The 12,537-nt window shown below is 74.3% G+C and carries 15 protein-coding genes and 1 pseudogene; 9 read left to right on the forward strand and 7 right to left on the reverse strand.

The genetic code is table 11. The features are described 5' to 3' along the window. Window positions 1–20: 20 nt before the first annotated feature. From ACZ5DC_RS05810 to ACZ5DC_RS05825, 4 genes are all read right to left on the reverse strand, one after another. Window positions 21–260, reverse strand: coding sequence for a hypothetical protein (locus ACZ5DC_RS05810; protein WP_468649724.1), 240 nt, complete (start codon window positions 258–260; stop codon window positions 21–23). A 45-nt stretch (window positions 261–305) separates the two neighbouring features. Continuing rightward, entirely contained in the window at window positions 306–1,337 is a 1,032-nt protein-coding gene (locus ACZ5DC_RS05815; RefSeq protein WP_468649726.1) for an SDR family oxidoreductase, read from the reverse strand. 332 nt (window positions 1,338–1,669) lie between these two features. Further along, window positions 1,670–2,326: an HAD family hydrolase gene (locus tag ACZ5DC_RS05820; protein WP_468649728.1), complete on the reverse strand. Its 657-nt coding sequence runs from the start codon at window positions 2,324–2,326 to the stop codon at window positions 1,670–1,672. Between the two features lie 55 nt (window positions 2,327–2,381). Continuing rightward, window positions 2,382–3,449: a PHP domain-containing protein gene (locus ACZ5DC_RS05825; protein ID WP_468649730.1), complete on the reverse strand. Its 1,068-nt coding sequence runs from the start codon at window positions 3,447–3,449 to the stop codon at window positions 2,382–2,384. 166 nt (window positions 3,450–3,615) lie between these two features. Here ACZ5DC_RS05825 and ACZ5DC_RS05830 point away from each other — a divergent pair, with 166 nt between their 5' ends. The 3 genes and pseudogenes from ACZ5DC_RS05830 to ACZ5DC_RS05840 all read left to right on the forward strand — a co-directional run bounded on the left by ACZ5DC_RS05830 (window position 3,616) and on the right by ACZ5DC_RS05840 (window position 5,685). Then, window positions 3,616–4,419 (forward strand): SDR family oxidoreductase, encoded by an 804-nt coding sequence (locus tag ACZ5DC_RS05830; RefSeq protein ID WP_468649732.1) that lies wholly within the window; start codon window positions 3,616–3,618, stop codon window positions 4,417–4,419. Window positions 4,420–4,452: 33 nt separating this feature from the next. Then, a pseudogene (locus tag ACZ5DC_RS05835) lies at window positions 4,453–5,443 on the forward strand (DNA topoisomerase IB). Continuing rightward, window positions 5,440–5,685: a hypothetical protein gene (locus tag ACZ5DC_RS05840; RefSeq protein ID WP_468649734.1), complete on the forward strand. Its 246-nt coding sequence runs from the start codon at window positions 5,440–5,442 to the stop codon at window positions 5,683–5,685. The pseudogene ACZ5DC_RS05835 and the gene ACZ5DC_RS05840 overlap by 4 nt, the downstream one beginning before the upstream one ends. An 18-nt stretch (window positions 5,686–5,703) precedes the next feature. On the opposite strand, the gene ACZ5DC_RS05845 is transcribed toward ACZ5DC_RS05840, so the two are convergent. Both ACZ5DC_RS05845 and ACZ5DC_RS05850 read right to left on the reverse strand, forming a co-directional pair. After that, on the reverse strand, window positions 5,704–6,936 hold the full coding sequence (locus ACZ5DC_RS05845) for a ricin-type beta-trefoil lectin domain protein (protein WP_468649736.1): 1,233 nt from the start codon (window positions 6,934–6,936) through the stop codon (window positions 5,704–5,706). Window positions 6,937–7,070: 134 nt separating this feature from the next. Then, the gene (locus ACZ5DC_RS05850; protein WP_468649738.1) at window positions 7,071–7,739 is read right to left on the reverse strand and encodes a VanZ family protein; all 669 of its coding nucleotides are present in this window, start codon (window positions 7,737–7,739) and stop codon (window positions 7,071–7,073) included. A 231-nt stretch (window positions 7,740–7,970) separates the two neighbouring features. Between ACZ5DC_RS05850 and ACZ5DC_RS05855 the strand changes: the two genes are divergently transcribed. The 6 genes from ACZ5DC_RS05855 (at window position 7,971) to ACZ5DC_RS05880 (ending at window position 11,815) form a co-directional block, all read left to right on the forward strand. After that, window positions 7,971–8,165, forward strand: coding sequence for a hypothetical protein (locus tag ACZ5DC_RS05855; RefSeq protein WP_468649740.1), 195 nt, complete (start codon window positions 7,971–7,973; stop codon window positions 8,163–8,165). Beyond that, a complete protein-coding gene (locus ACZ5DC_RS05860; RefSeq protein WP_468649742.1) occupies window positions 8,162–8,614 on the forward strand; it encodes a monovalent cation/H+ antiporter complex subunit F in 453 nt (150 codons plus the stop codon). The genes ACZ5DC_RS05855 and ACZ5DC_RS05860 overlap by 4 nt, the downstream gene beginning before the upstream one ends. Before the next feature lie 81 nt (window positions 8,615–8,695). Then, window positions 8,696–8,956: a Na(+)/H(+) antiporter subunit B gene (locus ACZ5DC_RS05865; protein WP_468649744.1), complete on the forward strand. Its 261-nt coding sequence runs from the start codon at window positions 8,696–8,698 to the stop codon at window positions 8,954–8,956. Further along, window positions 8,953–9,699 (forward strand): MnhB domain-containing protein, encoded by a 747-nt coding sequence (locus tag ACZ5DC_RS05870; RefSeq protein WP_468649746.1) that lies wholly within the window; start codon window positions 8,953–8,955, stop codon window positions 9,697–9,699. The genes ACZ5DC_RS05865 and ACZ5DC_RS05870 overlap by 4 nt, the downstream gene beginning before the upstream one ends. Further along, a complete protein-coding gene (locus tag ACZ5DC_RS05875) occupies window positions 9,699–10,046 on the forward strand; it encodes a sodium:proton antiporter (protein WP_366748878.1) in 348 nt (115 codons plus the stop codon). The genes ACZ5DC_RS05870 and ACZ5DC_RS05875 overlap by 1 nt, the downstream gene beginning before the upstream one ends. Beyond that, window positions 10,046–11,815 (forward strand): complex I subunit 5 family protein, encoded by a 1,770-nt coding sequence (locus ACZ5DC_RS05880; protein WP_468649748.1) that lies wholly within the window; start codon window positions 10,046–10,048, stop codon window positions 11,813–11,815. Before ACZ5DC_RS05875 ends, ACZ5DC_RS05880 begins: the two co-directional genes overlap by 1 nt. On the opposite strand, the gene ACZ5DC_RS05885 is transcribed toward ACZ5DC_RS05880, so the two are convergent. Then, window positions 11,816–12,466, reverse strand: coding sequence for a DUF4230 domain-containing protein (locus ACZ5DC_RS05885; protein WP_468649750.1), 651 nt, complete (start codon window positions 12,464–12,466; stop codon window positions 11,816–11,818). Window positions 12,467–12,537 lie beyond the last annotated feature (71 nt).

Below are 12,537 nucleotides of genomic sequence, written 5' to 3' on the forward strand. Positions count from 1 at the left end.
TCGGGCGCGTGGCCTCGCGGTCAGTCCGACGGCTCCTCCGGTGTCGGGTGCTCCGACTGTGCCGTGTCCGGCCGGGACCCGCCCCGGGGGCCGGTGCCGGCCTCGTCCGTGTCCGGGGCGACGTCCTGGTCCGGCTCCTCGCCGGCCGCGCGCCTCGTGGACACGTCCCAGGGGTCGTCCTCGGGCCGGGCCTGCTGGTCGGGCATGTCCCGGGGCACCGGCCGTTGCTCCGCCCCGGACCCGGGTTTGCGCACCGTCATGGTCTTCTCCGCTCCTCGTCGGCTCGTTCGGTGCTCCCCACGCGCTCAGCCGACCTTGCGCCCGCGCATCGGCTCGGTCTCCATCCCGCCGCCCTTGCGCAGGCCGTCCAGGAACTCCTGGATCACCTCGGTCGCCGTGTGCCGGGGCTCCCAGCCCAGCTCGGCGCGCGCCCGCGCGCAGTCCATCAGCGGCAGCCGCAGCACGGCGTCGAAGAGGTGCGGCGAGGCGGGCAGCAGGTGCAGCCCCCAGGCGGCGGCGATGGCCGTGCGGGCCGCCGTACGCGGCAGCCGTACCGCCCGGGAGCCGAGCAGTTCGGCGAGCACCCCGGCGTCCAGCGCGGGATCGGCGGCCAGGTTGAAGGCGCCCCGGGCGCTGTCCGAGCGCACCGCGAGCCGGTAGGCCTCGGCGGCGTCGTCCGTGTGCAGCGCCTGGACCCGCAGACCGGGGATGTCCGGCAGGAACGGCAGCAGGTCCGGCCGGGCCAGCGAACCGGGCAGGAACCGCCCGCCGAAGATCCGCCGCTGCTCGCTCGCCGACTCCCACTTGAACAGGAACGCCGGGCGCATCCGGACCACCCGCACCTCGGGGTGGTCGCGCTCGAACACGTCCAGCGTGCGCTCCAGGTAGGCCTTCTCCCGGCAGTACGCGGCGTCCGGCCAGCCGTGCGTCGGCCAGGACTCGTCCACCGGGCGGTCCTTCGGTCCCGGCGAGTACGCCCCGACGGAGGAGGCGTGCACCAGCACCGGCACCCGGGCCGCGGCGACGGCCTCGAACACCCGGATGCTGCCGAGCACGTTGGTCCGCCAGGTGGTGGCCGGATCGTGCGTCGGCTGGAAGGCCCAGGCCAGGTGGATCACGGCGTCGGCACCCTCGAACCGCTCGGCGAGGTTCGCCTGGTCCCCGGCGATGTCGACGGCGGACCACTCGGTCTTCGGTGGCGACCACTGGGGCGTCCGCCGGGCCAGCCCGCGCACGGACTTGATGTCCGGGTCCTCGGAGAGCAGGCGCACCACGCTCGTCCCGACATTGCCGGTGGCGCCCGTCACGACGACCCTGCTGCCCGCTGAGCTGCTCACCTTCGGCTCCTCTCGTCGGCGCGGCGGCGGCTGCGACGAGCGGCCGGGTACCCGGCCGCCGCGTCCGCACACGCGGCACGGGGGGCATGAGGAAGCCCCGGCCGTGACGGGGGAATCACGACCGGGGCGGTCAGGTGGTGGGGGCGGATGGCGGTCGCCTCTCGGCGAGACGCTCCACAGGGCTTCAGCCGAACGATCGTCCCTGTGGGCAAAAGGTGAGGCCCGGGGACACTGTCCCATCCGCACCCACGGCTTGTTCAACGGGCAACCACACTCAGGTGTTCCGGCCCCCTACGTGACGTGCGTCACCGGAGGGACGGCGGGGGGACGGCTCACTCCAGCGGGCTCCCGGCCAGCCGCGCCAGCAGGTCCGCGGGGTCCGCGTACACCGCCTCCGCCCCCGCCTCCTCCAGGTCGGCCCGGGGGATCCCGCCGCACAGCACGCCCAGACAGCGCACCCCGGCCTTGCTGCCCGCCCGCATGTCCCACACGGTGTCCCCGACGAACACCGCCCGCGAGGCCGGCACCCCGGCCAGCTCCAGCGCGTGCTGCACGGGCTCCGGGGCGGGTTTGCCCTCCTGGACGTCGTCCGCGCTCGCCGTGGCCGTGATGGCGTCGTCCGCGCCGATCGCCCGGCGCAGCGCACCCAGCTCCGCACCGCTCGCCGACGTGGCGAGGACGACCGTCCAGCCGTCCCCGTGCAGCCGCCGCAGCAGCTCGCCGGCCCCCGGCAGGGCGGGGAGCCGGTCGAAGTACTGGCCGTACAGCGCCGTGTGCGCGGCGCTCAGTTCCGCGTCCTGGTCCCGGTCCCGGTCGTCGCCGAGGAGATGGGCGACGAGGTCGGTGGAACCGAGGCCGACGGCCCGGTGCACGGCGTGCATGGGCACCTCGTGGCCCGCCTGCCGGAACGCCTCCCACCAGGTCACGACGTGCAGGTGATTGGTGTCGACGAGGGTTCCGTCGACGTCGAACACGGCGGCGCGGTCCATTCCAGGTCCTCTCCGTCAGCCCCGGGTCCTGCCTGCCGGCCCCGGGTCCTCGCTGTCAGCTCTGGGAGCGGGTACCACGCCCGGAACCCGCCACGCGTGCCGGCAGCCGTCCCTCGCGCGTCCAGCCCAGCAGCTCGTCGGCCGGCCAGGTGGTCACGACGCGCTCGGGCGGCACCCCGCACTCCTCGGCGCGGGCGCAGCCGAGGATCTGCCAGTCCAGCTGGCCGGGCGCGTGCGCGTCGGTGTCCACCGAGAACAGCACCCCCGCCTCGACCGCCCGGCGCAGCAGCCGCCGGGGCGGATCCAGCCGTTCCGGGCGGCTGTTGATCTCCACGGCGGTCCCCGACTCGGCGCACGCGGCGAACACCTCGTCCGCGTCGAACTGCGACTCGGGCCGTCCCCGGCCCGTGACCAGACGCCCGGTGCAGTGCCCGAGGACGTCGGCGTGCGGATCGCGCACCGCGGCGACCATCCTCCGGGTCATGGACCGGGCGTCCATCCGCAGCTTGGAGTGGACCGACACCACGACCACGTCCAGCCGCTCCAGCAGCTCCGGCTCCTGGTCCAGCGAGCCGTCGTCCAGGATGTCGCACTCGATGCCGGTCAGCAGCCGGAACGGCGCCCAGCGCGTATTCAGCTCCGCGACCACCGCCAGCTGCTCGCGCAGCCGCTCGGGCGAGAGCCCACGGGCCACGGTCAGCCGCGGCGAGTGGTCGGTGAGCACGGTCCACTCGTGCCCCAGCCCGGCCGCCGCCCGCCCCATCTCCTCGATGGGGCTGCCGCCGTCGGACCAGTCCGAGTGCGTGTGGCAGTCCCCGCGGATCAGCGCCCGCAGCCCGGCCCCCGGACCCCCGGCGCCGGCCGGCTCCGCGGCCTCCTCCTCCAGCTTGCGCAGGTACCCGGGCACCTCACCGCCCAGCGCCTCCCGCACCACCTGCGCGGTCTTCGGCCCGACCCCCTTCAGCGACTCCAGCGTCCCGGCGGCCGCCCGCTCGGCCACCTCGCCCTCGGGCAGCGCGCCCAGCGTCCGGGCGGCGGTGCGGAAGGCCCGTACCCGGTAGGTGGGCGCGAGCGCCCGCTCCAGGAGGAACGCGATCCGGTCGAGGGCGGCGACGGGGTCCATGAGAACCAAGGGTGCACCAGGCGCCCCGGAGCGGCGCGGGGAACCGCGCGCCCGGCCGCGGGCCGCCCGCGGGCCCTTGCCGTCCCGGCGGTGGCGGGTCCGTTTGTGCCCACCGCCCCCGGGTACTGCGTGACCGTCCACGTGACCCACCGTGAGGAGGCTCGTCATGTCCGTACCGGATGCGCAGCGAACGGCCGTGGTGACCGGCGCGGACAGCGGCATCGGCCGGGCCACCGCCGTACGGCTGGCCGAGGCGGGTCTGGACGTCGGCATCACCTGGCACACGGACGAGAAGGGCGCCGAGCGGACGGCGCAGGAGGTCCGCGCGCACGGCCGCCGCGCCGCCGTGAGCCGGCTGGACCTGACCAGGCTGCCCGAGGCCGCCGACGCCGTGGACGAGCTGTGCGCGGAGCTCGGCCGGATCGACGTGCTCGTCAACAACGCCGGCACCGGCACGATGACCCCCTACCTCGACCTGACGCTCGCGGATGTGCGCCAGGTCCTGGACGTCGACCTCGTCGGCCCCTTCCTGCTCGGGCAGCGGGCCGCGCGGCGGATGATCCGGCAGGGCGACGGCGGCCGGATCGTGAACGTCACCTCCGTGCACGAGCACCAGCCGCGGGTCGGCGCGGCCCCCTACTGCGCGGCCAAGGGCGGGCTGGGCCTGCTCACCCAGGTGATGGCCCTGGAGCTGGCCGAGTACGGCATCACCGTGAACGCGGTCGCGCCGGGGGAGATCGCCACCCCGATGACCGGCCAGGAGGACACCGACGTGCGCGCCGAGCGCCGTCCCGGCGTGCCGCTCGGCCGGCCCGGCGACGCCCGCGAGGTCGCCGCCGTGATCGCGTTCCTCGCGAGCCCGGACGCCTCCTACGTCACCGGCGCGTCGTGGAGCGTCGACGGCGGCATGCTGCGCATGGGCCCGCAGGCCGGTTCCCATCTGACCAGCGACGACTGGCGGCGGCCCTGAGGAGGCGGGGACGCGACGAGAGGGGAGAGCGCGGTGAGGCTGCGAACCAGTTCGTCCGACGGCCCCGGCTGCCGGCGCGTCCGCTGCGGCCGGGGCTTCCGCTACCTCGACAGCGCCGGCGAGCGGCTGACCGATCCCGGGCAGCTCGCCCGCATCCGCGCCCTGACCGTCCCGCCCGCCTGGCGCGACGTGTGGATATGCCCCTGGCCCAACGGCCACCTCCAGGCCGTCGGCACCGACGACGCCGGGCGCCGGCAGTACCCGTACCACGAGCGGTCCGGGCCGAACAGGACAAGGCCAAGCACGGGCTCAGCCGGCCGAGGGTCACCGCCTGCGCGGTCCGCCTGCTCGACCTCGGCTTCTTCCGCATCGGCAGCGACCGGCACACCCGCACCAGCGAGACCTACGGCCTGACGACCATGCTCCGCGAGCACGTCGGCTGCGCAGCGGCGAGATCACCTTCGGCTACCCGGCCAAGGGCGGTACCGAGATGGTCCGCGCCCTCGTCGACGACCAGGTGCACGCGGTCGCCCGGTCCCTGCTGCGCCGCCCGCGCGGCGGCGACCGCTTCCTCGCCTACTGGGACCGCGGCGCCTGGCACGACCTGCACGGCGACGACCTCAACGAGGCCCTGCGCCGGCTGTCCGGCACCGACGTCACCGCCAAGGACTTCCGTACCTGGCACGCCACCGTGCTGGCAGCCGTGGCGGTCTCCGTGACCACGCCGGGCGCCCGGGCGACCGAGGCCGCCCGGCGCCGGCAGATCGCCCGGACGGTGCGCGAGGTCAGCCACTACCTGGGCAACACGCCCGCGGTGTGCCGGGCGTCGTACATCGACCCGAAGGTCTTCGAGCTGTTCGAGCAGGGCGTGACCGTCGCCCCCGTGCTCACCCGGCTGGGCGAACACGGGGAGTCCGGGCGTCCGGCCACGCAGGGAGCCGTCGAGACGGCCGTACTGGATCTCCTCGCGGGCTCCGGTGGACGACCCGTCGGCGCGGGTTGCGTTCTACCCTCGATTGCATGACCGAACAAGCAGCTCCCTACATCTCCCGCCCGCGGATCCTGGTCCTCGGTGTGTGCCCGGGCCGGCACGGCGAACCGCCCTTCCGGATCATGGAGATCGACGGTGAGGTGGTCGGTGAGGCCAGGACCGTCACGGACGTGCTGGAGACGGCCGCCTCCTACGGCATCCCCATCCACGACCTGGACGACCCGGACGCGGTCCGCTGGGTGGGCGGCGACAAGTACACCTGGACGCTGCACTGACCCGTCGGCGGGGCAGGCTCAGCCGACCGTCCACTTCTGGTTGGCGCCGCCCGTGCAGGTCCAGATCTGCAGCCGGGTCCCGTTGGCCGAGTTGTTCCCGGTCACGTCCAGGCACTTGTTCGCCTGCGGGTTGACGATGTCGCGGGCCGCCGGCAGGGCCCACTTCTGGGCGGCGCTGCCGTTGCAGTCCCACAGCTGGACGGGCGTGCCGTCGGCGGTGCCGCCGCCGCTGACGTCCAGGCACTTGCCGAGCGCGCGGAGCGTGCCGTCCGAGCCCACCGTCCACGCCTGGGCGGCCGAGCCGTTGCAGTCGTAGAGCTGCACCGGGGTGCCGTTCGCGGTGTTCGCGCCGGCCACGTCCACGCACTTGCCCGCCAGACCTCGGATCGGGACGCCGGCGGCGCTGTCGCTCGTCGTCACCGAAACCGAGTCCACCACCAGCGTCTGCGGGAACTGCGTGGAGCCGTCGGGGTCGCCCGGCCAGTAGCCGCCGACCGCGAGGTTCAGGATCAGGAAGAACGGCTTGTTGAACACCCAGGTCTTCCCGCCCAGGTCGGCCGGGGTGCGCCGCTGGTAGACGTTGCCGTCCACCGACCAGGTGATCGAGTCGGGCGCCCAGTCGACGGCGAAGGTGTGGAAGGCGTCCGCGAAGGCCTGCCCGTTCGGCAGCGAGTAGGGGGCGCCTATGCCGCCCGAGCCGGAGTAGCCGGGGCCGTGGATGGTGCCGTGCACGGTGGAGGGTTCGAAGCCGACGTTCTCCATCACGTCGATCTCGCCGGAGTCCGGCCAGTTCACCGGCGTGCCGAGCATCCAGAACGCGGGCCACATGCCCTGGCCGCGCGGGATCTTCATCCGCGCCTCCACGTGGCCGTACTGGGCGTTGAACTTCCCGGCGGTGTTCAGCCGGGCCGAGGTGTACTGGCAGCTGCCGTACCAGCACTGGTAGCCGGCCGGGTTCTCCTTGCGGGCCGTGATCACCAGGTGGCCCTGGCCGTCCAGGGCCGCGTTCTTCGTGCCCGAGGTGTAGTACTGCCGCTCGTGATTGTTGACGTTGTCGCCGGTCTCCAGCGTCCACTTCGAGGAGTCGACCGCGGCGCCCGCGGGCCCGTCGAAGGTGTCGGAGAAGGTGGTGACGGCCGCCGCCGCGGGGGCGGTGGTGCCGGCCTGGGCCGGGCCGACGGCGGCCGAGCCGATCAGTGCCGCGGACAGGGCGGCGAGGAGACATCTGCGGAGCAGGCGTGGGGAGGCCATGGCTCTCCGTTCATGTGGGGGTGTGAGCGGTGCGCCTCTTGATTTAAGGAGTGAGATAAGGGCCCGTCAATACTCTGGTACGGACCTGCTGCTGACGGCTCGCCACCCACCCGGCACCTGCCCGCCGCCGACGCTCAGCCGGCGGAGGGCTCGCGCACGCGCCGGTGCACGCCCCGGCCCAGCCGCCGCCCCAGCAGCAGCCAGCCCAGCAGCGCCCCGGTCGTGTTGAGGATGACGTCGTCGATGTCGAAGGCCCGCCCGGTGACCAGCGCCCCCTGGACCAGCTCCACCATCAGCATCACGAGGGCCGTCAGCCCGAGCACCTGGAGCACACCCCGGGCGCGCGGCGCGAGGACCGGCACCAGCACCCCGAACGGCACGCCGAGCAGCACGTTCCCGCCGAGCTGGCGGAGCGCGTCCCGCATCGACGCGTCCTCCAGGTAGGCCCTGAGCGAGCGGCCCGGGTGCAGGTTGCTGTGCGTCAGCGGCACCGACGCGGGCGACGGCTGGAGCGTGATGCGGGCCAGGGCGACGGCGAACGCGACCATGCACGCGAAGGCGATGAGGATCGCCAGCAGCCGGACGGGCAGCGGCCACACGTGCCGGGGGCGGCCCTCCGCGGCCGGCTGCCGGTCGGCGGCGGATCCCGGGCGCGGCCTGCCGGCCGGCCACCACCTCCGGGCGGAGCGGGGACGGACCTCGTCGGCCGGCTGCTGCTCCCGGGCGGGGCGGACCTCCTCGGCCGGCTGCTGTTTCCGGGGGGCGCGCAGGATGCCCGGCAGGCGCTGCACGGTACGGGCCATGTGGTCCTCCACTCGTCAACTTCCGCGTCGTGAACGTCGATTACCCGCACCGCGGCCCGGGATGCCCGCGGCCCGGCCCCTCCCAGGGATTCCGTTCACGCCTGAGGGGCACTCCGGGCGCGGGCCCGCGTGCCGCCGCTCCCGCCCGGCTCCGGTGGTGCTTGGATGCCCCCAGCGGCAGCACGGACACATCGCCGCACATCCGAGCAGAGCGGACCGAGGAGGTGCCGCATGACCCGTCGTACGGCACCCCGCGCCGTCCTCCTCGCCGCCGGTGAACTCCTCGCCTGGTGGGCGGCGCTCGCACTGCTGTGGCTGGTGCTGATCAGCACGGTCGACACCCTGGAGCGGATCGTCGGCGCGAGCTGCGCCGCCGTGGGCGCGGTCCTCGCCCGGGCCGGGCGGCGGGCGGTGACGTGGCGGTGAACGGCTGGATCCTCGCGGCGACCGTCGAGCTGGGCGGGGGAGGCGCGGCCGCCCTGTGGGGCGTGACCACCGGCCCGCCGGCCCGCCGGGTCGTCGCCCAGAACATGACCACCTCCGCCGTCTGCCCGGCCCTGCTGCTCCTCGCCCAGGGCTACGGCCGCCCCGCCTACCTCGACCTCGCCCTGCTGCTGGCCCTGCTCGGACCGGTCGGCACCCTCGTCTTCGCCCGGCTGCTCTCCGACGACCTGGCCGGTCAACGGCCGAGCGCGTGGCCGCTGACCTGGGCGGCGGCGGGCCTGGCAGCGGCGGTCGTGCTCGCCCTGTGCGTGGCCGGCACTCCGGGCCGGGCGACGGTGAAGCTCCTGGTGATCGGCGCCCTGCTGATCAGCGGCAACCTGGTCGCCTCCCGCGCCCTGGCGGGCGGATTCCGGGGGGTGCGGGGTGGCTGACGGGACGCCGGGTGCGGCCGGTGGCCGGTACGCCCCCTGCGGCGGGCGCGCGCCGGCCCGTACGGAGAAGGCGGGTGCCGTGTGTCCGACGCCCTGATCGTCGTCGCCCTGCTGCTCGTGGCGGGTTCCGCCACCGCGGCCGTGGCCCAGCGCGACCCCGCCCGCCAGGCGCTCGTGCTGTCCTTCCTCGGCGTGCTGCTGGCCGCGCTGTTCACCGTGCTCCAGGCCCCGGACGTCGGCCTGTCCCAGCTCGCCGTCGGCTCCGTCCTCACCCCGCTGCTGATCATGCTGTCGGTGCGCAAGGTCAGACGCCGGGGCCGCTCCAAGGAGGGCGTCGAGTGAACCGGCTGCGGCTGTGGCTGCTGGCCGTCGGCGGCACGGGCCTGGCCGCCCTGCTCGCCGCCGCCTGCCTCGATCTGCCCGGCTTCGGCGGGTCCCGCCACCCGTACGGCGACCGCGCCGTCCACGCCTCCCTCTCCCGGCACACCGCCAACACCATCGCCTCCGTCAACTTCGACCAGCGGGCCTACGACACCCTCGGCGAGATGAGCATCCTGTTCGCCGCCGTCCTCGGCTGCGTGGTGCTGCTGCGCGAGGCCCGCGACGAGCACCGGGCGCGGCCCGAACCCACCGAGGTGGCCCGTCCGGTCCGCCGCTACGCCCTGCTCGTGCTGCCCGTCGCCCTGGTCACCGGCCTGTACGTCATCGCCCACGGCCAGCTCAGTCCCGGCGGCGGCTTCCAGGGCGGGGTCGTCGCCGCGACCGCCCTGCACCTGCTCTACCTCGGCGCCGACTACCACGCGCTGGAACGCGTCCGCCCGCTCGGCGTCTACGAGACCACCGACGCGCTCGCCGTCTCCTCCTACCTCGTGCTCGGCGCCGCCGGAGTCCTGGCCGGCACCGCGTTCCTGGCCAACACCCTGCTGCCGTACGGCACGTTCAACACGCTGTCGTCCGGCGGCGCGGTACCCCTGCTGAACGCGGCCGTCGGCATGGAGGTGGCGAGCGCGGTCGTCGTCCTGCTCGCCCACTTCCTCGACCAGGCCGTGGAGATCGAGGAAGAGCCCGGGAGGGGAACCCCGTGATGCACGTCCTTCCGTACCTGGTCGGCGCCTACGTCTTCCTGACGGGCTGCTACGGCCTCGCCACCAGCCGGAACCTCATCCACGCCGTCGGCTGCCTCGCGGTCTGCCAGTGCGCCACCTACGTCCTGCTGCTGGCGGTCGGCTACCGCGACGGCGGCACCGCGCCCGTGTTCTCCGACCTGAAGCCCGGCTCCCGGCCGGTGGTCGACCCGGTGGTGCAGGCGCTCACCCTCACCGACATCGTCGTAGGCGCCACCGTCACCGCGCTGCTGCTCGCCCTCGTCCTGCAGATCGCCAAACGGCACGGCACGGTCGACCCCGACGAACTGCGGGAGCTGCGCGGCTGATGCACCACCTGATCCCGCTGCTCGCCGCCGTCCCGCTGCTCGGCGCGGCCCTGCTCGTGGCCACGGGCCGCCACCTGCCCCGGATCGCCGCCGAGATCACCGGATTCGTCTTCTCCGGCGGCACGGCCGCCCTCGCGCTCGTGCTGCTGCTGAACTCGGCGCCGCCGATGACCGAGTGGGTCGGCGGCTGGCTGCCCGTCGACGGCGAGAGCGTCGGCATCCTGGTGGTCGGGGACGGCCCGGCGCTCGGCATGGCGGCGCTGGCCTCACTGCTCACCCTGGCCGCGCTCGCCTACTCCTGGCGCTACTTCGACGAGCCCCCGCGCGACCGCACCGGCTCCTTCACCGCGCTGATGCTGGTCTTCCAGGGCGCCATGTGCGGCTTCGCCGTCGCCGGCGACCTGTTCAACGCGTTCGTGTTCTTCGAGCTGATGAGCGTGGTCGCCTATGCCCTGACCGGCTACCGCATCGACGAGGCCAAGGCGGTGCAGGGCGCCCTGGCCTTCGGGATCGTCAACTCCCTCGGCGCGTACGCGATGCTGACGGGCATCGCCCTGCTGTACGCCCGTACCGGCGAGCTGGCCATGGTGAAGATCGGCCGCGGGCTCGACGCCGCCGCCGGGCAGGGCGGCCCGGACGCGCTGGTCCTCGCCTCCTTCGTGCTGGTGCTGACCGGGCTGCTGGTGAAGGCGGCGGCCGTGCCGTTCCACTTCTGGCTCCCGGACGCGCACGCCGTCGCCCCCACCCCGGTCTGCATGCTCCTGTCCGGCGTCATGGTGGAACTCGGCGCCTACGGCGCGTGGCGGGTGTACGGCACCGTCTTCGCCGGACCCGGCGGCATCCCCGCCGCCGACCTGACCCGCGCCCTGGTCGCCCTCGGCACCCTCACGGCCGTGACCGGCGCCGTCATGTGCTGGTACCAGCGGCACATCAAACGGCTCCTGGCCTGTTCCACCGTCGCCCACACCGGCCTGTTCCTCGTCGGCCTGGGCGTCCTCACCCCCGGCGGCGACGACGGGGCCGCCCTGTACCTCCTCGGCCACGCCGGCGTGAAGGCCGCGCTGTTCGCCTGCGCGGGCGTCCTGCTGGACCGGTTCGGCAGCGTCGACGAGCACGCGCTGCACGGCCGGGCCCGGGGACGACTGCGCGCCATCGGCGTGATGTTCGCCGTCGGCGCCCTCGGCCTGGCCGGCCTGCCGCCGTTCGGTACGGCGCTGGGCAAGTCGATCACCGAGGAGGCGGTCGGCGGCCCGCTCACCGTGGTGTACGTGGCCGCTTCCGCGATCACCGCCGGCGCGGTCCTGCGGGTCACCGCCCGCGTCTTCCTGGGCCTCGGACCACGCCCCCGGGACGCCGCGTACGAGACCAGCGGCTCCGGCGAGGAACCCGAGACGTCCGGCCCGCTGCGTCGCGTTCCGGACACCATGACCACCGTGCCCGCCGTGCTGCTCGCCGCCGCCCTCGCCGTCGGGGTGGCCCCCGGCTTCGGGGCCGTGGTCGCCCGCTCCGTCAACGAGGCCGGCTCGGGCGGCGCGTACGCCCCGGCGCACTGGACCCTGACCGGCGTCCTGCTGGGCGTGGCCTCCACCGTGCTGGCCGTGGCCCTGGCCGGCCTCGCCGTCACCCGCCCGGGCCGGGTGGCCGCGCCCGGCTGGGCCACCCCCCTCAGGCGCCTGCAGTCCGGGCACGTCGGCGACTACGTGGCCTGGCTGCTGGTGGGCGCGACCCTGCTGGGGGCGCTGGCCCTGCCGGGCATCCTGGGTTCCTGATCAGGTTCCGTACGTGACGCGCACCTCCGTGAAGCCGAGGGAGCGCAGCAGGCCCTGGAGCATACCGGTGGTGTTGTGCTCGGCCCGCGCGGTCAGCCCGCTGGTGCGCGCCGCGTCACCGATGTGCCGGACGGCGAGTTTCTGCACGGCCTGCTCGCTGTTGGGGTTGTCGGAGAACAGGTCACCGAGCCGGTCCAGCAGCCCGCGCTGCTTGGACACGGCGTAGGAGTGGTCGGGGTCGAGGGCCGGTTTGCCGAGCCGCGCGTGCGGCAGCCGGATGGTGGCGGACGTACGGTCGTCATTGACCGTCACGTCCTTCCCGCCGACCCGGCCCAGGTCGACGTAGGCGTCCACGGTGCCCGCGCCGACGTACAGGGTGCGGGTGCCGCGGATCGCGTCGGGCAGGAACTTCGCGTCCTTGTCCAGGTCCACGACGACCTGGAAGTTGCCCGACGCGGCGTCGTAACGGCTCATGTCCTGGATGGACTTGAGCAAGGCCGGGCCGGAGCGGTCGTGGGTCTCGGTGCCGAACAGGTCCTTGATGCCGGGCAGTACGGCCAGCCGGATGCCGGCGAACAGTACGGCGAGCACCAGCACGAGCGCCGCCACGGCCTTCGCCCACCCCGGCAGGCGTCTCACGGAAGTCGTCATCGCGACGGTCCTCCTTCCTGTTGACCGCATGCCCGCCAACAGCCGGAGCAGACCGGCGCGTCGGCCGAATC

The organism is Streptomyces sp. NPDC031445 (genome assembly GCF_055581365.1).